This window comes from Actinacidiphila yeochonensis CN732, assembly GCF_000745345.1.
Taxonomy (GTDB): domain Bacteria; phylum Actinomycetota; class Actinomycetes; order Streptomycetales; family Streptomycetaceae; genus Actinacidiphila; species Actinacidiphila yeochonensis.
Map to the genome: position 1 here is coordinate 196,736 of NZ_JQNR01000003.1, position 22,000 is coordinate 218,735.

The 22,000-nt window shown below is 72.5% G+C and carries 12 protein-coding genes and 1 pseudogene; 5 read left to right on the forward strand and 8 right to left on the reverse strand.

The genetic code is table 11. The annotated features are described in order from the left end of the window. Positions 1–128: 128 nt before the first annotated feature. Entirely contained in the window at positions 129–1,379 is a 1,251-nt protein-coding gene (locus BS72_RS02545; protein WP_232792190.1) for a branched-chain amino acid ABC transporter substrate-binding protein, read from the reverse strand. A gap of 707 nt (positions 1,380–2,086) precedes the next feature. After that, positions 2,087–3,532: a pyruvate kinase gene (gene pyk, locus BS72_RS02550; protein WP_037906044.1), complete on the reverse strand. Its 1,446-nt coding sequence runs from the start codon at positions 3,530–3,532 to the stop codon at positions 2,087–2,089. A gap of 420 nt (positions 3,533–3,952) precedes the next feature. On the opposite strand from pyk, the gene BS72_RS02555 reads away from it, so the two are divergent. After that, entirely contained in the window at positions 3,953–5,788 is a 1,836-nt protein-coding gene (locus BS72_RS02555) for a bifunctional metallophosphatase/5'-nucleotidase (protein ID WP_037906046.1), read from the forward strand. Here the strand turns inward: BS72_RS02555 and BS72_RS02560 are convergent. Continuing rightward, positions 5,757–7,151, reverse strand: a complete 1,395-nt coding sequence (locus BS72_RS02560) for a lysine N(6)-hydroxylase/L-ornithine N(5)-oxygenase family protein (RefSeq protein WP_051950724.1) — start codon at positions 7,149–7,151, stop codon at positions 5,757–5,759. The two genes, BS72_RS02555 and BS72_RS02560, sit on opposite strands and share 32 nt — an antisense overlap. A gap of 614 nt (positions 7,152–7,765) precedes the next feature. Next, positions 7,766–9,150: pseudogene (locus BS72_RS02565) on the reverse strand (pyridoxal phosphate-dependent decarboxylase family protein). A gap of 481 nt (positions 9,151–9,631) precedes the next feature. On the opposite strand from BS72_RS02565, the gene BS72_RS02570 reads away from it, so the two are divergent. Then, positions 9,632–10,867 (forward strand): MFS transporter, encoded by a 1,236-nt coding sequence (locus BS72_RS02570; protein WP_198545738.1) that lies wholly within the window; start codon positions 9,632–9,634, stop codon positions 10,865–10,867. A gap of 181 nt (positions 10,868–11,048) precedes the next feature. Here the strand turns inward: BS72_RS02570 and BS72_RS02575 are convergent, their stop codons facing one another. Then, complete coding sequence (locus tag BS72_RS02575) at positions 11,049–11,810, reverse strand: DeoR/GlpR family DNA-binding transcription regulator (RefSeq protein WP_037906049.1); 762 nt, start codon at positions 11,808–11,810, stop codon at positions 11,049–11,051. A 68-nt stretch (positions 11,811–11,878) separates the two neighbouring features. Between BS72_RS02575 and BS72_RS02580 the strand changes: the two genes are divergently transcribed. Continuing rightward, complete coding sequence (locus BS72_RS02580) at positions 11,879–13,156, forward strand: MFS transporter (RefSeq protein WP_051950572.1); 1,278 nt, start codon at positions 11,879–11,881, stop codon at positions 13,154–13,156. Between the two features lie 285 nt (positions 13,157–13,441). On the opposite strand, the gene BS72_RS02585 is transcribed toward BS72_RS02580, so the two are convergent. Beyond that, positions 13,442–13,663 (reverse strand): DUF397 domain-containing protein, encoded by a 222-nt coding sequence (locus BS72_RS02585; protein ID WP_037906051.1) that lies wholly within the window; start codon positions 13,661–13,663, stop codon positions 13,442–13,444. After that, positions 13,644–14,492, reverse strand: coding sequence for a helix-turn-helix domain-containing protein (locus BS72_RS02590; protein WP_037907331.1), 849 nt, complete (start codon positions 14,490–14,492; stop codon positions 13,644–13,646). Before BS72_RS02590 ends, BS72_RS02585 begins: the two co-directional genes overlap by 20 nt. 388 nt (positions 14,493–14,880) lie before the next feature. On the opposite strand from BS72_RS02590, the gene BS72_RS02595 reads away from it, so the two are divergent. Next, complete coding sequence (locus BS72_RS02595; protein ID WP_232792191.1) at positions 14,881–15,312, forward strand: ATP-binding protein; 432 nt, start codon at positions 14,881–14,883, stop codon at positions 15,310–15,312. A 130-nt stretch (positions 15,313–15,442) separates the two neighbouring features. Here BS72_RS02595 and pepN read toward each other — a convergent pair whose 3' ends face one another. Beyond that, positions 15,443–17,941, reverse strand: coding sequence for an aminopeptidase N (gene pepN / locus BS72_RS02600; protein WP_037907335.1), 2,499 nt, complete (start codon positions 17,939–17,941; stop codon positions 15,443–15,445). A 356-nt stretch (positions 17,942–18,297) separates the two neighbouring features. Between pepN and BS72_RS02605 the strand changes: the two genes are divergently transcribed. Next, entirely contained in the window at positions 18,298–21,774 is a 3,477-nt protein-coding gene (locus BS72_RS02605) for a glycoside hydrolase family 3 C-terminal domain-containing protein (RefSeq protein ID WP_157856133.1), read from the forward strand. Positions 21,775–22,000: the final 226 nt, after the last annotated feature.

Here is a 22,000-nt window from a genome sequence, read left to right on the forward strand (position 1 = left end):
TTCGGGGACCGGGCCCGGCTGGGGTGCCGGGTCCCGGTCGTGTCCCGGGCCGGATGCGCGCGGGCCGCGCGGTCGGTGGTCCGTCCGCGCGGCCCGGGGAGCGCGCCGATCCGGCCTGGGGGGCCGGATCAGCCCTGGTAGAGGCCGCTCTTCACGGCCGTCCACTTGCCGCCCTTGACCTGGTACACCGTCAGCTGCTTGTTGGTGGTGTCCCCGTACTGGTCGAACGAGACATGGCCGGCGATGCCGTCGAAGTCGGCCTTCTGGACGGCGTCGACGAGCTTGGCGCGGGCGTCGGCCATGGCCGGCAGCTTGCCGCCGTTGCCGTCCATGACCGTCTTGACGGCGTTGATGATGGCGGTGGCGGCGTCGTAGGAGTAGCCGCCGTAGGTGCCGTAGTCGCCCGGGTAGCCCTTCTCCTTGTACTCCTTGATGAAGTTCTGGGCCGCGGGGAGGGTGGCGACGGGCTGGCCGACGGAGGTGACGAGGTCGCCCTCGGACGCGGCGCCGGCCACCTTGATGTAGGTGTCGGAGAAGACGCCGTCGCCGCCCATCAGCGGGATGTGGTCGCCGGCCGCCTTGAGCTGCTTGGTGATCAGCTCCGCCTCGTCGTACTGGCCGCCGTAGTACACCATGTCGGCGTGCGAGTTCTTGATCTTGGTGACCAGGGTCGAGAAGTCGGTGTCGGCGGTGTTGACGTGGTCGGTGCCGACGACCTTGCCGCCGAGCTGGGCGTAGCGCTGCTTGAAGACGCCCGCGAGGCCGGCGCCGTACGACTGCTTGTCGTCGACGACGAACGCGGTCGCCTTCTTCAGCGTGTTGAAGGCGTAGTCCGCCGCGAAGCCGCCCTGGTTGGCGTCGGTGGTGGCGGTGCGGAAGTAGGTCTTGAAGGGGCGGACCTTCTTGCCGCTGGCCCAGTCGCTGCCCTGGGTCAGGGCCGGGTTGGTGTTGGCCGGGGAGATCTCGACCAGGTTGGCGTTGGCGAACACCTGCTGCATCGAGGTGGCGACGTTGGAGTTCAGCGGGCCGATCGCGCCGATGACGTTGTCGTCCTGGACGAGCTGGGTGGCGTTCTGCTGGCCGGTGGCCGGCAGCGTCTTGTCGTCGAGGGCCTCCACCTTGAAGGTGACGCCGGGGACGAGCTTCTTGGCGTTCGCGTCGTCGACCGCGATCTTCGTGCCGTACTCCAGGCCGAGGCCGGTGGCGGAGTTCTCACCGGTCAGTGGGGCGTCGACGCCGATGGTGAGCGTGATGTTGCCTCCGCCGCTGCTTCCTCCGTCGCTCTTCTTGCTGTCGTCGCTGCGCGAGCCGCAGGCGCTCAGGGTGAGGGCTCCTGCGGTGACGGCAGTGGTCAGCAGTAGCAAGGAACGGTGTCGCACGGTTTGTCCTTTCCCCGGTTCCGGCCGATCTGCTGAGGGGCCGGAACCGCGCGCTTCATCGGAACGCCGATATCCAGCGGCGCGGTGACTGGCCGTGACTCTAAGGGGGTTGCAATGCCCCAGACAGAGACCAGAGGAAGAGTGTGACTGTCTTGTTATGCCAAACGGGTAATCTTGAGCTTCATTTGAGGTTCGGCCGCGCGGTGATCGCGATTCGGGTCCTCCGCGGATTCCCGGCGGACGGCGCATCCAGGGAAATCCGCACTTCCGTCCGGCCGCCCGGGCACTCGCCCCCGCATCCGCCGGTGGGCTCAACTCCTCTCCGCGCAAGGGGGGTTCGAGCCACTCATGGAACACCGGCCGGACCACGGGAGGACGGCCGCGTTTTCGGAGAGTAACCCCCGAGGCAATATTGCCCCTTTGTTACGGGGCGTTAATTGTGGAGGTCGCGTCGCCGCCGCGTGCGCGCGACATGTGGTTGTTCGGGATATTCCGTGTTTCCGGGATGCTTCGCCTCGGCCCGGGCCCTATGCGTGATCACGAACCCGGTGCGAGGGCATCGCACGGCGATGGCGCGTCCGGGCGGGCCCGGCAGCACCGGGGGCCGCCGCCCGGCGGTTCGGCACACCGGACAACGCGGTCCCATGCCGAGGGCCCCCGCCCGGCTGATACCGGACGGGGCCCTCGGGTGGGAGCGGCGGAGCGGGTCAGTCCCGCCGGGGGCGGGGCGCGTCGTCCTCGCCGATGTGGTGGACACGCACCATGTTGGTGGTCCCGGACATGGCGGGCGGCGAACCGGCGGTGATGACGACCATGTCGCCCTTCTTGCAGCGGCCGATGCGCAGCAGCTCCTCGTCGACCTGCTGGACCATCTCGTCGGTGGTCTGCACGGTCGGGCCGAGGAAGGTCTCCACGCCCCAGGTGAGGCTGAGCTGCGAGCGGGTGGCCGGCTCGGGGGTGAAGGCGAGCACCGGGATCGGCGAGCGGTAGCGGGACAGCCGGCGCGCGGTGTCACCGGACTGGGTGAACGCCACCAGGTAGGTGGCGCCGAGGAAGTCGCCCATCTCCGCGGCGGCCCGGGCCACGGCGCCGCCCTGGGTGCGCGGCTTGCCGTCCTCGGTCAGCGGCGGCAGCCCGGCCGCCAGCACGTCCTCCTCCGCCGCGGCGACGATCCGGGACATGGTCTTGACCGTCTCGACGGCGTGCTTGCCGACGCTGGTCTCACCGGAGAGCATCACCGCGTCGGTGCCGTCGATGACGGCGTTGGCCACGTCGGACGCCTCGGCGCGGGTGGGGCGGGAGTTGTCGATCATCGAGTCGAGCATCTGGGTGGCGACGATGACCGGCTTGGCGTTGCGCCGGGCGAGCGCGACGGCGCGCTTCTGCACCATCGGCACGGCCTCCAGCGGCATCTCCACGCCCAGGTCGCCGCGGGCGACCATGATGCCGTCGAAGGCGTCGACGATCTCCTCCAGGTTCTCCACCGCCTGCGGCTTCTCCACCTTGGCGATGACCGGGACCCGGCGGCCCTCCTCCTCCATGACGCGCACCACGTCGTCCATGTCGCGCGCGCTGCGCACGAACGACAGCGCGATCACGTCGGCGCCGGTGCGCAGCGCCCAGCGCAGGTCGCGCACGTCCTTGTCGGACAGGGCGGGCACCGACACGGCGACGCCGGGCAGGTTGAGGCCCTTGTGGTCGGAGATCCAGCCGCCCTCGATGACCAGGGTGTGGACCCGGGGGCCCTCGACGCCGGTCACCTCCAGGGTGACCCGGCCGTCGTCGACCAGGATCCGCTCGCCGCGCGCCACGTCGGCGGCCAGGCCCTTGTACGTGGTGCCGCAGGCGCGCTGGTCGCCCTCGATGTCGTCGACGCTGATGGTGAACTCGTCGCCGCGTTCGAGGAGTACGGGGCCCTCGCCGAAGTGCCCCAGCCTGATCTTCGGGCCCTGGAGGTCCGCGAGCACCCCGACGCTGCGGCCGCTCTCGTCGGCCGCCTTCCGGACCCGTCGGTAGCGGTCCTCGTGCTCGGCGTAGCTGCCATGGCTCAGGTTCAGCCGGGCTACGTCCATTCCGGCCTCGACCAGTGCCTTGATCTGGTCGTACGAGTCGGTGGCGGGGCCCAGGGTGCAGACAATTTTGGCTCGGCGCATGTGTCGAGCGTATGACTTACCGGTTGGTAGGGATGGCGATGACGGCAACAGTCCAACGACGTCTGGATTAAAGCTTGTTGACAAACGCAGATGTGGGCGCTAATCCGCTCGGATGAGCGCATCCGGCGCGGTCGGGTGACTCCGCGCCACCCGGACAGCGTCCGGCCGCCCGCCCGGACCCGGCCACCGAAGGACCCCGCGGCGCCCCGCCGGGCCGCACCCCGCGGCGCCCCCGCCGCACCCGCCACGCCGCGCCAGACTGCTCCGCCGCAGGCCGGAGGGGGTGCCGAGGTGAGCCATCGGACCAGGCCGCGCGGTCCGCCGCCGACCGCCGGGGTGGCCTCGGACCCCCCTCTTGGGCCATGATCTACGCGCGTTGTCATGCACGGGCACACGCGACACCGATCCCAGGAGTTTGGAATGCCGCTCAACCGCAGGGACTTCATCAACCGCTCGGCGGCCACCGGCGCCGGCGTGGCACTGGCCGGCGGCGCCGGCGCGGCGCTCGCGCCGCAGGCGCAGGCCGACGACCGGCACCGCGGTGGCGGCCACGGCCACGAGCACGGCCCGACCACCTTCAGCCTGCGCGTGCTGGGCACCACGGACCTGCACGGACACGCTCTGAACTGGGACTACTTCACCGACGCCGAGTACGACGACGCCACCCACAACGACGTCGGCCTGGCCAAGATCGCCACTCTGGTGGAGCAGGCCCGCGCCGAGAAGGGCCACGACCGCACCCTCCTCGTCGACGCCGGCGACATCATCCAGGGCACCCAGCTCTCCTACTACTACGCGCGGGTGGAGCCGATCAGCGGCCGCCGCGGCGGCCCGCAGCACCCGATGGCGCTGGCCATGAACCACATGCGCTACGACGCGGCGGCCCTGGGCAACCACGAGTTCAACTACGGCATCCCGCTGCTGCGCGCCTTCCAGGAGCAGTGCGACTTCCCGCTGCTGGCCGCCAACGCGGTGGACGCCACCACCCTCAAGCCGGCCTTCCCGCCCTACCTGGTCAAGGAGGTGAAGGTGCCGGGCGGCCCGAGCGTCAAGATCGGCATCCTCGGCCTGACCAACCCCGGCATCGCGGTGTGGGACAAGGCCAACGTGCAGGGGCAGCTGGCCTTCCCCGGCCTGGTCGAGCAGGCGAAGCACTACGTGCCGAAGCTGCGCGCGATGGGCTGCGACGTGGTCTTCTGCACCGACCACTCCGGCCTGGACGGCTCCACCTCGTACGGCGACGCGATCCCCTACCCGGAGAACGCCTCCTCCCTGGTGGCCGCCCAGGTGCCCGGAATCGACGCGATCCTGGTCGGCCACACCCACGTCGAGCGCCCGCAGACGCTGGTGGTCAACGAGGAGACCGGCAAGACGGTGGTGCTGTCCGAGCCGCTGATGTGGGGCATGCGGCTGAGCGTCTTCGACATCGACCTGGAGCTGCGCCACGGCCGCTGGGAGGTCACCTCGGTCACGGCGGGCGTGCGCAACGCCAACACCGTCGCGGAGGACCCGGAGGTCGCCCGCCTGGTGCGCACCGAGCACCAGAAGGTCGTCTCCTACGTCAACCAGGTCATCGGCACCTGCGCGGAGGAGATGAGCGCGGCGGAGTCGACGTACAAGGACACCCCGATCATCGACTTCCTCAACCTGGTGCAGTCCGACACGGTGTCCGCCGCGCTGGCCGGCACCGCGTACGCGGACCTGCCGGTGCTGTCCGAGGCGTCGCCGTTCTCCCGTACCGCCTCCATCCCGGCCGGACAGGTCAGCCTGCGCGACGTGGCGGGCCTGTACGTCTACGAGAACACCCTGGACGCCAAGCTGCTGACGGGCGCGCAGGTCAAGGACTACCTGGAGTGGTCCGCGACGTACTTCAACCAGACCGCGCCGGACGCCCCGGTGGACCTGTCGGCGATCACCAACGCGAACAACACGCCGGACTACAGCTACGACGTGCTCAGCGGCGTCTCCTACGACATCGACATCGCCCAGCCGGCCGGCTCGCGGATCACCAACCTCACGCACGGCGGCCAGCCGGTCGACCCGGACGCGCAGTTCGTGCTGGCGGTGAACAACTACCGGTCCAGCGGCGGCAGCAACTACCCGCACGTGGCGACGGCGAAGTCGGTGTGGTCCAACTCCGACGAGATCCGCAACACGATCATCGCCTGGGTGCAGGCGCACGGCACGATCGACCCCTCCACCTTCGGCGGCGACGTGTGGCGGCTCACCCGTGACGGAGTTCCGCTGTTCGCGTAGGGACCTGGCCGGCGGCGCCTCCCCCGGGGCCCGGCCCCTGGGGGCCGCCGGTGAGCCCGAACGTCGTGAAGGCGGTCCTGGCCGGCAGCGGATAGTGCTCCGTGCCGGTCAGCGCCGCCGTCAGGTCGTTGAGCACGACCGCGGAGCGCCAGGCGGCCAGCCCCAGGTCGGGGGTGCCCACCCCGTGGGTGTGCCGCTCGGCGTTCTGCACGTAGATCCGGCCCGTCACCGAGCGGTCCAGCCGCAGCCGGTGCCGGCTGTCGACCAGGGGCCGGCCGGCGTCGTCCCGCCGCAGCAGGGTGTCGAGCGGGCCGAGCAGCCGGTCCAGCGGCCGCTCCCGGTAGCCGGTGGCCAGCACCACCGCGGAGGTGGTCAGCCGGGTACGGGTGCTCTGGTCGGCGTGCTCCAGGTGCAGCTCGATGCTCTGGGTGCCCAGCCGCCCGGCGGTGCGCACCGACACCCCGGGGGTGAGCACGGCGTCGGGCCAGCCTCCGTCCAGGGTGCGGCGGTAGAGCTCGTCGTGGACGGCGGCGATGGTCTCGGCGTCGATCCCCTTGTACAACTGCCACTGGGCGGGCAGCAGCCGGTCCCGCACCGGCTCGGCCAGGCCGTGGAAGTAGCGGGTGTAGTCGGGGGTGAAGTGCTCCAGGCCGAGCTTGCTGTACTCCATGGGCGCGAACGCGGGGCTGCGGGTGATCCAGGTGATCCGCTCCCGGCCGGGCGGGCGGTTGCGCAGCAGGTCGAGGAAGACCTCGGCGCCGGACTGTCCGGAGCCGACGACGGTGACGTGCTCGGCGGCCAGCAGCCGCTCCCGCTCGCCCAGGTAGTGCGCGGAGTGCACCACCGGCACGGTCGGCGTCTCGGCGAGCGGGCGCAGCGGCTCGGGCACGTACGGTTCGGTGCCGACGCCGAGGACCAGGTTCCGGGCGTAGCTGCGGGCCAGCGCCTCGGCCTGGCCGTGCGCGTCGACGTGGGTGTGGTCGACCTCGAAGCAGCCGCGCGCGGCGTTCCAGCGCACCGCGTCGACCTGCTGCCCGAAGTGGGTGCTGGGCAGCGACTCGGCGACCCAGCGGCAGTAGGCGTCGTACTCGGCGCGGTGGATGTGGAAGCGCTCGGCGAAGTAGAAGGGGAAGAGCCGCTCCCGGGACTTCAGCCAGTTCAGGAACGTCCAGGGGCTGGCCGGGTCGACGAGCGTGACCAGGTCGGCAAGGAACGGCACCTGGAGGGTGGCGCCCTCCACCAGCAGCCCGGGGTGCCAGTGGAAGGCGGCCCGCTGGTCGTAGAAGGCGGCCGTCAGCCCGGGGACGCCGTCGGCGAGGGCGGCGAGCGAGAGGTTGAACGGCCCGACGCCGACCCCGATCAGGTCGAACGGCTCCTCCCCCGCCGGCGCGGGGGGCGCGTCCTGGCCGGGGGCGGGCGCTGGCCCGGCCGTCCCGGGCGCGGATACCGGTGCGGCGGCGTCGCGCGGGCCCGGCACCCGGGCGGCGGGCGCCCCGGTGGCGGGAGTCCCCGGGGCTCCCGGTGCCTGCGGCTCCGGCACGGCCGCGGCGAGCTCGGCGACCGCCCCGCCCTGCGCGGGAACGAGGGCGGCGGGCGGGGGGACGTACGGCGGGGTGGCCGGCACGGGCGGGACGACGGCCGGGAGGGGCGCAGGTGCTCCCGGGCCGGGGCCCAGCGCGGGCACGGGCACGGGCGCGAGTACGGGGACGGGCACGGGCATGGGCGCGAGTACGGGGACGGGCACGGGCATGGGCCCGGCCGCCGGCACGGGGACCGGCACCGGCGCGAGTACGGGCACCGGCTCGGCCCGCGGCGGGCTCAGCGGCGGGGCAAGGCGGGGGTCGGGCGGCTGCGGCGGGGCGAGGCGGGGGTCGGGCGGCTGCGGCGGCGCGGGGTGAGCGGCACCCGGCCCGTACGCGGGCTGCGGCTGGAGCGGTCCGGCGGCGGGGTGCGGCGGGTACGGGTGGGGCTCTTCGTTCATCGGGACGTGGTGCCTTCCGTGGTGAGCTTCAGCAACATGTCGAGGTCGTCCGGGCGCAGGTGCGGGTTGAGCACGGTGGCCTTGAGCCAGAGCCGGCCGCCGGCGCCGGCCCGGCCCAGCACGGCCCGTCCCTCGTGCATCAGGCGGCGGCGCAGTTCGGCGGTCTGCTCGTCGGTGGCGCCGGCCGGGCGGAAGAGCACCGTGCTGATCGTGGGCGGCCCGTGCAGCTCCAGCGCCGGGTGCGCGTCCACCCGGACGGCCAGGTCGACGGCCAGGTCGCAGACGGCGTCGACGAGGGCGGCGATCCCGTCGCGGCCCAGCGCCCGCAGCGTGACGGCGATCTTCAGCACGTCGGGGCGGCGGCTGGTGCGCAGGGACCGCCCGAGCAGGTCGGGCAGCCCGGCGTCGGTGTCGTCGTCGGCGTTGAGGTAGTCGGCGGTGTGCTCCAGGGGGCGGAGCGCGGTGTGGTCGGGCACCGCGAGCACTCCGGCGGCCACCGGCTGCCAGCCCAGCTTGTGCAGGTCGAAGCCGACGGAGACGGCCGACTGCACGCCGTCGAGCTTCGCCGCCTCGCGGCTGCTGAACAGCAGCGGCCCGCCGTAGGCCGCGTCGACGTGGAGTTCGGCCCCCCGCGCCCCGGTGACCTGCGCGATCGCGAGCAGCGGGTCGATCGCGCCGCTGTCGGTGGTGCCCGCGGTGGCCACGACCAGCGGCCGGCCGGGCAGCCCGTCGAGGGTGCCGGCCAGCCGGCCCGGGTCCAGCACGCCCCCTGGGGTGTCGAGCACGATCGGCTGGGGCAGGCCGAGCAGCCAGGCGGCCCGCAGCACGCTGTGGTGGGCGTTGGCCCCGCACACCACCTGGACGCGGGGGCCGCCGGCCGCGCGCTCGCGGGCCAGCAGCAGCGCGAGCTGGTTGGACTCGGTGCCGCCGGTGGTGATCAGCGCGTCGGGCGCGGGCAGGTCGGGGTAGACGAGGGCGGCGAGCGCGGCCGTCACCCGCGCCTCCAGGGCGCTGGCCGCCGGGGCCTGGTCCCAGGAGTCCAGCGACGGGTTGAGCGCGGACGCGGCCAGGTCCGCCGCGGCGGCCACGGCCAGCGGCGGGCAGTGCAGGTGGGCCGCGCACAGCGGCTCGGCCGGATCGGCCGAACCCACCGCCATGGCGTGCACGAGCGTGGACAGCGCCTCGTGGTCGCCGCTGCCGCTGCGCGGCAGCACCTCGGGCAGTACCTCGCCGATCCGCTCGGCGACCGCTCCCGGCCCCCGGCCGGCAGCGGACCGCGCCGCTCCCGGCCGCCGCTGTCCAGCGCCGCGCAGACGGTCTCCAGCAGCGGCCGCAGCGCCTGGCCGCCCGCACGTCCTGCGGCGAGTACGGGCATCGGCATGGGCGTTCCTCACAGACCAGCGCTCACGAAAACGGACGCTCTGCTCAACGACCGTGACCCCGAAGGGGTACGTGGGGGCGCGCACCTCGCGCTCCGCGCCCCGTCCGGGAGGACGGCTCCCCCGCCGACCGGCTCCGGCGGACCATCGGGGTTCCCCGTGCCGTCCCCCCGGGCCGTCCCCATGCCGTTCCGCGCGCCGTCCCCGCGCCTCCGCCGCAGGCGCGTATGTCCCGCCCCTGTCCGCGCGCTGCGGTCGGTGACCTCGCGGCGCGACGCGGTCGCGGAGCCGGGGAGGGCGGGGAGGGCGAGCGCAGGAGGGCTCGGCGCCCGCTGCCGTTCGGTGCCCTCGACCCGTACCGACCACAGTCGGCGTACCAAACATCCGTGCCGCTCCAGAGCCCTCATAGCGAACACTATTGATGTTCTTTTTGTTCGATATTACGTTTGCTATCTGTTGCGTCCGACCTTCCGGGGGCCCACCTTGTCGCCTGTACTCGCCGCGGCGGAGGCCGCGCCCGCACCGTCCGTGCTGCGCACGGTGTGGGACTCGCCGCTGTACCGCGGCGCGACCGTCGCGCTGTTCCTGTCCGGGCTCGGTGCCTCCGCCGCCGCCCCCCAGATCACCCTGTTCCTCGTGGACGACCTGCACGTCTCACTGACCACGGCCGGGCTGTACTACCTCACGAACGTCACCGCCCCGGTCGCCGGATACCTCATCGGTGCCCGTTCGGACCGCACCGGCAGACGGCTCGGACTGTTCCGGCTGTGCGCCGTGGCAGGGTTCCTCGGCTGGTGCGCCATGGCCCTGGCGGACCGGGCGTGGATGCCGTTCGTGATCAGCGCCGTGGTCCTGGCCTTCGCCGGCGGCGCCGGGTCCCAGCTTTTCGCCGCGGTCCACGACGATCTGGAGACCGCCGCCGGCCCGGTCGGCGACGGCGTCGTCTCGGTCGTGCGCATGGCGCTGACCGCCGGGTGGATCGTGGGCCCGGTGGCGGGCTCGCTGCTGGCCACCGCCGCCGGACCGCGCGCGATGCTCGCGGCCACCGGACTGTGCACCCTGGCGCAGGTCGTCCCTATGGGCTTCGCGCGAGCCCGCTCGGCCGGAGCGCGGGCCGAGGAGGCGCCCGGGGCGCCGGCCGGGCCGCGCGTGGGGGTGCGGCGCATGCTGCCCCTGCTCGCCTTCACCGGCCTGTACGTGCTCGTCTACGCGGGAGAGCCGATCAAGTACGGCTACCTGACGATCTACATGCACGACGACCTGCGCGTGCCGACGGCGGTCAGCGGCGCGGTCATCGGCATCCAACCCCTGGTCGAGCTGGTCCTGATGCCGGTGGCGATGGTGGTCGCGCGCCGGACCGGGATGATGCGCCTGATGGTCCTCGGCGCCGCCTGCGGCGTCGGCGCGAACCTGTGCTTCGCGCTGACCGGCAGCACGGCGGGCATGTTCGCCGGACAGGTTCTGATGGGCGCGGTGTGGGGGGTGTTCGCCGGCCTGGGCATCATCGTCGCCCAGCGCCTGCTGCCCGAGGCCGTCGCGACCGCCTCGGCCGTCTTCATGAGCTCGACCGCGATCGCCGGCGCCCTCGGCGGGCTGACCGGCGGCCTCGGCGTGGGCCTGCTGGGGCTGCCGCACGTGTTCCTCGCCCCGGCCCTCTACGGCCTGGTGGCGACCGCCGGTATCGCCGTCATGAGCCGCTCCCGCCACGCCGTGGGCTGACGCCGCCGCCGGACCGCCCGGCGTCCGGGGCAACAGCGCACCGACGCCGCCGCGTTCGTGGGCCGCCCTCCCGGCAGAGCGGTGCCCCGAGGACAGCCCGGGGACGACCCGAGGACGGCCACGCCGCCGGCCCGGGGACGACCTGGGACGGCCTGGGGACGGCCTGGGGCACCGATCGGGGTCAGGCGGTGACGACGATCGTGCCGCCGCCTTCGAGTGCCGCCACTTCGTCGGCGGGCGCGGTGGCGTCGGTGACGAGGGTGTGCACGAGCGCGGCGGGGCCGACGTAGGCGTGCGCGGTGCGGCCGAGCTTGCCGCCGTCGGCGGCGGCGACGACGCGGCGCGTGGAGGCGATGGCCGCCTTCTTCACCGCCGCGTCGTCGAGGTCGTAGGCGGTCAGGCCCTCGGCGGCGCTCAGGCCGCAGCAGCCGACGATCGCGGTGTCGAAGCGCAGTGCCGCCAGCGAGGCGAGCGTGAGGGGGCCGGTCAGCGCGCCCTCGGCGGCGCGGGGCCGTCCGCCCGGCACCATCAACGCGGTCGGGCCGGGAGCGTCGCTGAGGACGTGGATGGCCTGGAGCGACAGGGGCATCACGGTCACGTGCCGGCCGCGCAGCAGGCGGGCCACCTCCAGGCAGGTGGTGCCGCTGTCGAGCAGCACGGTCTCGCCGTCGGCGATGAGCCGGGACACCTCGGAGGCGATCCGGCGCTTCTCCTCGGGAGCCTCGTGGGCCCGCAGCGCGAAGGGCGGCTCCTCGCCCCTGAGCAGCAGGGTGCGTGCCCCGCCGCGGACGCGCTCAAGGGCACCCTGCGCGGCCAGCGCGTCCAGGTCGCGCCGGATCGTCATCTCCGAGGCGCCGGTCAGCTCGGCGAGTTCCGGGACCGTGGCGCTGCCCGACTCCCTGACGGCCTGGGCGATCAGCCGGTGCCGGTCTGCGTTGCTCATACCGCGATTGAACACCACCCAGAACGGACCATCAAGCCGTTCGAATACGAGCTTTTCAAACACTAATCATGTTCGTTACGGTGGTTTGCGTGAGCTCTTCCCTGCGCGCCGCCCGTGCGGCGACCTTCGTCTACTTCGTCCTCAACGGCACCCTGATGGGCATGTGGCTGGTGCAGATCCCCGCCGTCAAGCAGCGCGTGGGAATCAGCGACGCGACGCTGGGAAGCCTGCTGGTGGTACTGGGCCTGGGGGCCTTCGTCGGCATGCGGGTCGCGGGCCGGCTGGCCGACCGTTTCGGCACCCGCGTCGTCGTCCCCGCCGCCGGCGCGCTGTGCGCCGCGGCCCTGGTACTGCCCGGCCTCGCCCGCGATCCCTGGGCGCTGGCAGGCGGGCTGGTCGTCCTGGGCATCGGCAACGGCTGCCTCGACGTGAGCATGAACACCCACGCCGTGCACGTGGAGAAGGCCTACGGCAGGCCCGTCATGTCCGCCTTCCACGCCACGTTCTCCGTCGGCGGGGTCATCGCGGCGATCGTCGGAGCGAGGGCCACCGGCGCCGGCGCGAGTCCCGCCACGACGCTCGGTGCCGCCGGAGCCGCGGGCGTCGTGATCGCCCTGCTGCCGGCCCGCAGCCTGCTGGCGACGGCGCCGACCTCCCCGGTCACCGCCGAGCCGACCTCCCCGGTCACCGCCGAGCTGGCGTCCCCCGCCGCCGGGGAGCTCCCGGCGGACGACGGCGGGAAGCGGCCCGGAGCGCCGGCCCGGATCTGGGTCCTCGCCGCCCTGGCCCTCATGTGCATGCTGTGCGAGGGGGTCGCCAACGACTGGAGCACCCTGGACCTGAAGACGGTGCTCGGCGCGCCGGCGAGTACCGCCACCTTCGCCTACGGCACCTACGCGGTGACGATGACCGCCGGCCGGCTGCTCGCCGACCGCGTCTCCCGGCGCTTCGGATCGGCGGCCGTCCTCCGCTACGGCGCTGCCGCGGGCGCCGTCGGAATCACCGTCGTGGCCCTCTCGCCGTGGATCTGGACGGCCCTGGCCGGATGGGCGCTGTTCGGGCTGGGCCTGTCCGGCTGCGTCCCCCAGCTGTTCAGCGCCGCCGGGCACGCCGACCCCGCCGCCGCCGGCACCAACGTCTCCAGGGTCGCCAGCCTCGGCTACCTCGGGATGCTCGCGGGTCCGGCGGTGATCGGCTGGATGACCCGCCTGACAGCGCTCAACCACACCTTCCTGCTGCCGGCGCTGCTCCTGGCGGTCGCCACCGCGACCGCCGGCATCCTGCGTTCCGCAACCGGCCGGGAGCCCGAGCCCGTACCTGAGCCCCAGCCGGTGCAGCGCGCCTGACCGCCCATGAGGCCGCCACGAGCCGCCGTCCGCCTCCCCGATTCCCCTCAGGACACCTCCGGCGCCCGCGACGGAAACGGAATCCCCCACACCGACCGGCCGTCGGATCGTGCGGTTCGGCCATTCCACAGCCACCGCCCCGCGCCGACGCCCGGGCGCCCTGGCGGAGATGGCCGCGTGCCACGCGCCGACCGCCGCCTACCGGGCCCCGTCCCAGCGCGGGCCGGCGGTGTACCGGCCCGCGCCGGGGCAGCGGGATCGGGGCGGCGCGGGCGGGCCCCAGCTTCAGCCGTGCGTCCTCGCGAACTCCACGAGTCCGACCCACTGCTCACGAGTCAGGGTGAGGCTGGGCCCGTACGGGTCCTTGCTGTCACGGACCAGGACGTCACCAGTGGCGCGGGCGTACTCCGGTGCCCACTCCACGCACTCGGCGCCCTGGCCGTTGCTGTAGCTGCTCTTCACCCAGACCGGGGACAGCGTGTTCGCGTCAGGAGTCAGTTTCGTCATTCTCATACTCTTTCAGGTACTTATGGAAGATGGCCACGCTCTCCCCACTGTCAAGGGCCTTAGAGCGAACGATATCCAGAAGCGTCGTCAGTTCCAGGACGTCGACCGGGCTGTCCACGGACACACCAGACGCGAACGACTCAACGTACGCGAAGGACGTGCCGTCCCGAAGGGTGAGCAGGCTCAAGCTACCGCCCAACAGAGGGTGCACTCCACGCGCGAACGGCAGTACCTGCACCTGAACGCCACTGATGTTCTCGATCATGCCGAGTATGTGACGGATCTGCTCCGCCATGATCGCCGCACCACCCACAGGACGACGCAAGGCCGATTCGTCCATGATCGCCCAGTAGAGCGGCGGGGCGGCTGAGTCCAGAACGGCCCGGCGGTGCACACGCGTGGCCACTTGCAGGGCCACCTTCTCAGCGTCCTTGCCCGGCATCGACTCGATGAAAAGGGCTGACGTGTACGGCTCCGTCTGAAGCAAGCCCGGCACCACACTGCTGTTGAACGTCTGGATTCGGGCCGCCCGTTTCTCCTGCTCCAGCACCCTCCGCCCATACGTGGGGACCTCAGCTGCAACAGCCACGGCCAGCAGCTCAACGATGAGCCCGTCCGTCCCGTAGAAGTCGTCAAGATCTTCCGCGAGAGCTTCGGACGGCAGCTGCTCTCCCCGCTCCACCCGGCTGAGGTAGGTGTGTGGGTATCCCATCTTGTCCGCGAGCCCCCGTAGCGACAGGTCGGCGTTCTTGCGGGCTCGCCTGACACGCTTGGCCAGCATCCCCGCAGGCGTCGCAGGCATCTCGTCGTCGTCCAGCTCCAGCTCCACCGGCTGATCCTCTCTCAGGCGCCTGTCCACTGAGGGTATTTGGTCACATGCGGACTGTGTACCTGATTCGTTCTTTCAACGATGGTGGAGATGCCGGAGACATCCGGCCAGCCCCACGCGAGGGACACATGACGAGGGACCCGCGGCCATGGACAAGGACTCCGGGCCGGTAGAAGCGCGCGGCTTGGAGAGCGCGAGCCCACGGACGGTGGGGCTGGCGACCGGCTCCGAGTCGGGTACCGCGCTTCGCTGCGTCGAGCTGAACTCCGATGCGCTGAGGGCCGTACAGACAGGATTGCGAAGAGTGGTGCAAGGTGAGCGCTGAGATCACAACGGCCCAGGCCGTTCACGGGGGACCGCTGTCCCAGAGCTTCAATGGGGACAGCCGATGACGCTCTCTCCGATCTTCGAGACCAAGGTGCTGGCGAGTTCGGTCCAGCGCTGGGTCATGGACCCCCGATCGGCCGGAGAGGCGCGGCACGCCCTGCGGGAACGCATGGGGGTCTGGGGCCTCGCCGACTCGGCGGATGTCGCCGAACTGGTGCTCTCCGAGCTGTTCACCAATGCCCTGCGGCACTCGAAAGCCCCTTCGGACCGCCTGATCGAGACGCACTTCGAGCAGCTGCCGGACGGCGTCCGCATCCAGGTCCACGACGCCGGAGACTCCGTCCCGATCTCCCGTGAGGCTCCTGACGACGCCGAAGGCGGCCGCGGCCTGTCCCTCGTGGACGCCCTGAGCGGGGGCCGCTGGGGCGTCGCGGGCCGGGACGGCGTCGGGAAGGCCGTGTGGGCCGTGGTCCCCGCGGTCGACGGCGCCTGAACCCACCTACGTGTTCGACCGGCGGCCGCCGCGACCGCGTCCGCCCCCGGCCGCGAGAGGCGGCACGAGGGCGGACGGGTGGGGACGGTGGGGACGGGTGGGGACGGGTGGGGAGGGGTAGGGACGGGGGTCAGGCGTGGGCGGCGCGGACCCGGAGGGCGCGGGCGAGGTCGTCGACGGCGTCGGCCAGGTCGCGGCGGAAGGCGGGCTGGATGTCGTCGGCCTCCAGCGCCGCCCGGCCGAGCGCCAGCGACTCCGCCGTGACCGTGGCGTGCGGGAAGGCGCCCTGGCCGGCCGCCGAGGCCAGCGCGGGGCCGCGCCGCGCCGCCATGGCGGCCGCGTCCTGGTAGTAGCGGGCCGGGTAGCCGGCCAGCAGCTCCTGCTGCTCGGGCTGCCAGAACCCCTGGGCGGTGGCCTTGAACAGGTAGTTGCTGAGGGTGTCGGCCTCGCCGAACATCGCCTGCCAGGCGGCCGCCTTCGCCTCCGCGTCGGGCCGGGCGGCGCGGCAGGAGGCGGCGCTCTCCAGGCCGAAGGCGCTGGTGTCGCGGGCGAGTTCGGCGTCGATGTCGGCCGGGGTGCCCGCGCCCAGCACGCACAGCCGCAGCAGCATCCGCCAGCGCAGCTCCGGATCGGCCTCGCTGCCGCCGGGGATCGCGCCGTCCTCGTACCAGCCGCGCAGTTCGGCGGCCTCCTCGGCGGTGCTGTTGTCGATCAGCGCGCGGGTGGCGGTCAGCCGGCTCGGCTCGTGGCCGGCGGCGAGCAGGCCGCGGGCGGTGGCGGCCAGGCCGGTGAGCGCGGCCTGGCGGTGTTCGGGCGCCAGGTAGCGGTCGACGACGAAGGCGCGGGCGAAGGTGAGGACGGAGTCGACGATGCCCGGGTCGGTCTCGGCCGGCAGGTGGCGGCCGACCAGCGCGAGGTACCGCGCGGGGGCGAGCCGGGCGTCGCGCACGAGGTCGCGGGCGGCGCTCCACACCACGGCACGCGAGAGCGGGTCGGGCAGGCCGCCGAGGGTGTCCTCGACGGTCTCCCAGGAGTGGTCGTCGAAGCGGGTCTTGACGTAGCTGAGGTCGCCGTCGTTGAGCAGCACCAGGTCCGGGCGCGGGCCGGGCAGTTCGCGGCGCTCGACGGTGGAGGTGGCCGTCAGGTCCAGGGTGATCCGCTCGCGCGGCACCAGGACGCCGGGGTCGTCGGCGGCCCGGTCGTAGAGGCCGACGCCGATCCGGTGCGGGCGGCCGCCGGTGTGGCCGACCTCCAGCCGCCAGCCGTTGGGGGCCGGGGAGGCGGTGGCGGTGAGGGTGTCGGCGCCGGTGGTGCGCAGCCACGCCTCCGCCCAGGCCTGGACGTCGCGGTCGGTGGCGGAGGAGAGGGAGTCGAGGAAGTCGGCGAGGGAGGCGTTGCCGAAGCGGTGCCGGGCGAAGTGGGTGTTGATGCCGGCCAGGAAGTCCTCGCCGAGCCAGATGGCGAGCTGGCGCAGGGCCGCGGCGCCCTTGGCGTAGGAGATGCCGTCGAAGTTGTTGAGCGCCGAGGCCGTGTCGGGGACGTCGGCCGGGTCCGGGGCGACGGGGTGGGTGGAGGGGCGCTGGTCGGCGACGACGCCCCAGGGCTTGCGGTGGATGGCGAACTCGTTCCACACGCCGCTGAACTCGGGGTCCTCGGCGGCGACCCGGTAGCCCATGTACTCGGCGAAGGACTCGTTGAGCCATATGTCGTCCCACCACCGCAGGGTGACGAGGTCGCCGAACCACATGTGGGCCATCTCGTGCGCGATCACCACGGCCCGCCAGACCAGTTGGGTGGGCGTGGCGGCCGAGCGGTACACGTACTCGTCCCGGAGGGTGACCAGTCCGGGGTTCTCCATGGCGCCGGCGTTGAACTCCGGGACGAACGCCTGGTCGTAGGAGTCGAACGGGTACGGCTCGTCGAACATCTCGTGGTAGCGGTCGAAGCAGCGGCGGGTGAAGGCGAGCAGCTCCTCGGCGTCCCGGTCGAGGTGCTCGGCGAGCGAGCGGCGGCAGTGCAGGCCGAACGGCAGCCCGGCGTGCTCGGAGCGGACCGAGTGGAACGGGCCGGCCGCGACGGCGATCACGTAGGTGGACAGCGGCGGGGTGGTGGCCGCCTGCCAGCGGCCGGGGGCGGTGCGGGTGGTGGTGGAGTTGCTGAGGACGGTCCACTCCTCGGGCGCGGTGACCGCGACGTCGAACCGGGCCTTGAGGTCCGGCTGGTCGAAGGCGGCGGCGATGCGCTGGACGTCGTCGAGGAAGAGCTGGGTGTAGACGTAGACCTCGCCGTCGGCGGGGTCGGTGAAGCGGTGCATGCCCTCGCCGGTGCTGGAGTAGCGCATGTCGGCCTCGACGCGCAGTTCGTGCGGGCCGGCGGTCAGGCCGGCCAGTGGCAGCCGGTTGTCGTCGAGGGCGGCGGGGTCGAGGTCGGCGCCGTCGAGCCGGACCCGGCGCAGGACGGCCGGCTTGACCTCGGCGAAGGTGTCGCAGGCGCGCTGGGCGGTGAACCGGATCACGGTCGTGGAGCCGAAGACCTCCTCCCCCCGGGTCAGGTCGAGGTCGATCGTGTAGTGCTCGACGGTGATGTCGCGGGCGCGGGTCTCGGCTTCTTTGCGGTTGAGGGCAGGCATGCTGGTCATGCTGCCTCATGAGGACACCTGTGCGGTACGCCGAACCGGGGGCGGATGTCCCGTGTCGCCTCGCGGGACCCGTCCTCCGGCCTTGCTGCGGCCCGGCCTGGCGGCCTCCGACGAGCGGCGGAATCCCCCCTGTTCGCTCAGGTGACTTCCTGCACGAGCCTTGACCGCCGCGTCGGCGCGCCAACACACTGTGCGCCGTTCCCCCCGCCGTCGAAGGCCCTGCACCGGCCACACCCCGACAACCTTGTCATAACCCGGAGGACACGAACGACTCCTTGGCGTGAAGGGCCTGACGCGGCTCCGGACACGGAAGACACCCGTCTTCCGTCCTCGAAGGGAGACCCACCTTGTCCCGACTCCATCCGCGCCGCACACGCGCGCTCCCCGTGGTCCTGGTGGCGGTGGCCGCCATGGCGGGGTCGGCGCTGGCGGCCGGCCCGCCGGTCTCCGCCGCGACGGCCGGCAGGACCGGCGGGACCGGCGGGGCGTGCCCGTGGGTCACCTCCCACGCGCCGATCGCCGACCGCGTCGACCAGCTGCTGTCCCGGATGACCCTGGCGCAGAAGCTCCAGGAGGCGCACGGCGACGGCAGCGGCACCTACGCCGGTACCGTGCCCGCCATCCCGGAGCTGTGCGTACCCGCGCTGACCCTCGACGACTCCCCGGCCGGCGTCGGCCACGGCATGTCCGGCGTCACCCAGCTGCCCGCGCCGGTCTCCGCCGCCGCCACCTGGGACACCGGCCTCAGCGCCGAGTACGGCAAGGTCGTCGGCAGCGAGCAGTGGGGCAAGGGCGACGACGTCGACCTCGGCCCGACCGTCAACATCGTCCGCGACCCCCGGTGGGGCCGCGCCTTCGAGGCGTACGGCGAGGACCCCTACCTCACCGGGAAGATGGGCGCCGCGGACGTCGACGGCATCCAGAGCACCGGCGACATGGCGCAGGTGAAGCACTTCGCCGTCTACAACCAGGAGACCAACCGCAACAACTCCTCCGACGACGCGATCATCGACCAGCGGACCGAGCAGGAGATCTACCTGTCGCAGTTCGCCGACATCATCAAGGAGTCGGCACCGGCCTCGGTGATGTGCTCCTACAGCTTCATCAACGGCCAACCCGCCTGCCAGGACCCGTACATCATGCAGCAGGTGCTGCGGAAGCAGTGGGGCTACGACGGCTACACCACCTCCGACTGGGGTGCCAACCACTCCACCGTGCCGTCGGTCAAGGCCGGTATGGACATGGAGATGCCGAGCGGCCAGTACTACGGTGCCGCGCTGGCACAGGCGGTGGCCGACGGGCAGGTGACCGAGGCCGACCTCGACGGCCTGCTGCGTCCGGTGCTGACGCAGATGTTCCGCTTCGGCCTGTTCACGAAGGTGCCGACCGGCACCGCGGACTCGGTGGTCACCACGTCCGCGCACCAGGCGGTGGGGCGGCAGGTCGCCGAGGACGGGACGGTGCTGCTGAAGAACGCCGGCGGCGTCCTCCCGCTCTCGTCGGCCGGGAAGTCCTCGATCGCCGTCATCGGCGACGACGCGGGCGCGGGCGCGCTGACCGCGGGCGGCGGTTCGGCGGCGGTGCGGGCCGACTCGGTCGTCACACCGTACGAGGGCATCGCCAAGCGCGCCGGCAAGGACGTCACGGTCACCTACTCCCAGGGCAACAGCGCCAACGGCGGCCTGCCGCTGGTGCCTTCGAACGTGCTCACCCCCGACTCCGGCACGGGCACCGGACTCACCGCGCAGTACTACGACGGCATGGACCTGTCCGGCTCACCGGTCGCGACGGGCAGCGCCGAGCAGCTGGCGTTCAACTGGAACGGCGGCTCCCCGGTGGCCGGGGTGCCCGGCACCGGCTGGTCGGCGAAGTACACCGGCACCCTGACGGCGCCGAGCACCGGCACGTACACCTTCTCCCTCAACAGCGACGACGGCAGCCGGCTGTTCGTCGACGGCCGGCAGGTCATCGGCAACTGGTCCGACCAGGGCGGCACCACCGCCGCCACCGGCACCGTCACCCTGACCGCCGGGCAGAAGGCCGCCATCGAGGTGGACTACTACCAGAACGGCGGCGGCTCCCTGCTCCAGCTCGGCTGGCAGCCGCCGGGCGGTCCGGCGACCGCGCTCGACGCGGCGGTGGCCGCGGCCAAGGCGTCCGACACCGCGATCGTCTTCGCGGCCAAGTCCGAGAGCGAGGGCAGCGACCTGTCGGACATCGACCTGCCCGCAGACGAGAACGCGCTGATCGAGGCGGTCGCCGCGGCCAACCCCAACACGATCGTCGTCCTCAACAGCGGCTCCGCGGTGACGACGCCGTGGCTGGACTCGGTCAAGGGCGTCCTGGAGGCGTGGTACCCGGGGCAGGACGACGGCACCGCGATCGCCTCGCTGCTGTTCGGCGACGTGAACCCGTCGGGCAAACTGCCGGTGACCTTCCCCAAGAGCCTGGCCGACGTGCCGGCCGCGACCGCGCAGCAGTTCCCCGGCGTCGACGGCAAGGTCGACTACTCCGAGGGGCTGGACGTCGGCTACCGGTGGTACGACGCGAAGGGCGTCACCCCGCAGTTCGCGTTCGGATCGGGGCTGTCGTACACGACGTTCGGCTTCAGCCACCTGAAGGTGTCGTCGCCGACGACGACCTCGCTCGGCGGTGTGAAGGTCGGCGTCGACGTCACGAACACCGGCAGGCGCGCCGGCTCCGACGTGGTGCAGCTCTACGTCGGCGACCCCGCGTCCACCGGGGAGCCCGCCTCGCAGCTGAAGGGGTTCCAGAAGGTCGCCCTCAAGCCCGGCCAGACGAAGCACGTCACCCTGACGGTGCCGGCGACGGCGTTCCAGACCTGGGACACCACCACGCAGGCGTGGAAGGTCGCCGACGGCACGTACAAGCTGATGGTCGGCGACTCCTCCGACCGCCTGCCGCTCCAGGGCTCGGTGCGGGTGACGCGCGACTACGGGCCGCAGGGCGTGACCCTCAAGGCGCCCTCGGTGCTGCCGAGCGGGCCCACGAAGATCACCGGGACGTTCATCAACGACGCGGACGTGCCGGTCACCGACGTGGCCGTCACGCCGACCGTGCCCGCCGGCTGGAAGGTCAGCCCGGCGGTCGCCGAGGTCAAGGCGGTGGGCCCGCACGCGCGGACCACGGTCACGTACACCCTGACCCCGCCGAGCGTCCCGACACCGGGCACCCAGACCGTCACCCTGGACGCCACCTTCCGTGAACAGGGCGTGGGCACGGCGAAGGTCGCGCAGGCGAGCCAGAACGTCAGCACCCCCTACCCGAGCTTCACGGCGGCCTTCAACAACATCGGGGTCACCGACAACGCCTCCCCGGCCGTCGGCGACTTCGACGGCTCCGGGTACACCTTCTCGGCGCAGAACCTGGCCGCGGCGGGCATCACCCCCGGCGGCACCGTCACCGCGGGCGGCGCCACCTTCACCTGGCCTGACGTACCCTCCGGCCAGGCCGACAACATCGCCACCGCCGGCCAGGTCATCCCCTTCTCCGGCAGCGGCACCACGCTCGACGTCCTCGGCGCCGGCGCCCCCGGCAGCCAGAGCGGCGACGTCACCGTCACCTACACCGACGGCACCACGTCGACGGCCACCGTCACCCTCAACGACTGGTGGGCCAACTCCGCCCTCCCGGGCACCACCCTCGTCAACACGACCAACTGGAACCAGGGCCCCAACGGCACCGGCCCGCACGACGTCAGCCTCTACGTGACCTCAGTACCCGTCACGACAGGCAAGCAGATCGCCTACCTCACCCTCCCGAACGTACCAGGGCTGCACCTGTTCGCCGCGACGGTGAGCTGACGGGCGGGCTGTAGGGCGGGCGGGTCCCGGGGCACAGCCCCGGGACCCGCCCGCACGCTTGCGCAAGCGCGGTGGGGGCAGCCCGTACCCGCGGCACCGGCTCAAGGAGCGCGAGGTGGGACCCGGCCAGGATGAGGCCGGGCTCGAGTCATTCCTCGAGTCCCAGCTCAGTCCCACTTCCTTCGGTAAATTCGAACATTCCTGTAGCTGAAACCGTGTTCCCACC

What these genes read in the sequence shown, in the direction of transcription:
- pyk (WP_037906044.1), bottom strand. Translation starts at nt 3,532, where the DNA reads ATGCGCCGAGCCAAAATTGTCTGCACCCTGGGCCCCGCCACCGACTCG.
- BS72_RS02555 (WP_037906046.1), top strand. Translation starts at nt 3,953, where the DNA reads ATGCCGCTCAACCGCAGGGACTTCATCAACCGCTCGGCGGCCACCGGC.
- BS72_RS02575 (WP_037906049.1), bottom strand. Translation starts at nt 11,810, where the DNA reads ATGAGCAACGCAGACCGGCACCGGCTGATCGCCCAGGCCGTCAGGGAG.
- BS72_RS02580 (WP_051950572.1), top strand. Translation starts at nt 11,879, where the DNA reads ATGTTCGTTACGGTGGTTTGCGTGAGCTCTTCCCTGCGCGCCGCCCGT.
- BS72_RS02585 (WP_037906051.1), bottom strand. Translation starts at nt 13,663, where the DNA reads ATGACGAAACTGACTCCTGACGCGAACACGCTGTCCCCGGTCTGGGTG.
- BS72_RS02595 (WP_232792191.1), top strand. Translation starts at nt 14,881, where the DNA reads ATGACGCTCTCTCCGATCTTCGAGACCAAGGTGCTGGCGAGTTCGGTC.
- pepN (WP_037907335.1), bottom strand. Translation starts at nt 17,941, where the DNA reads ATGCCTGCCCTCAACCGCAAAGAAGCCGAGACCCGCGCCCGCGACATC.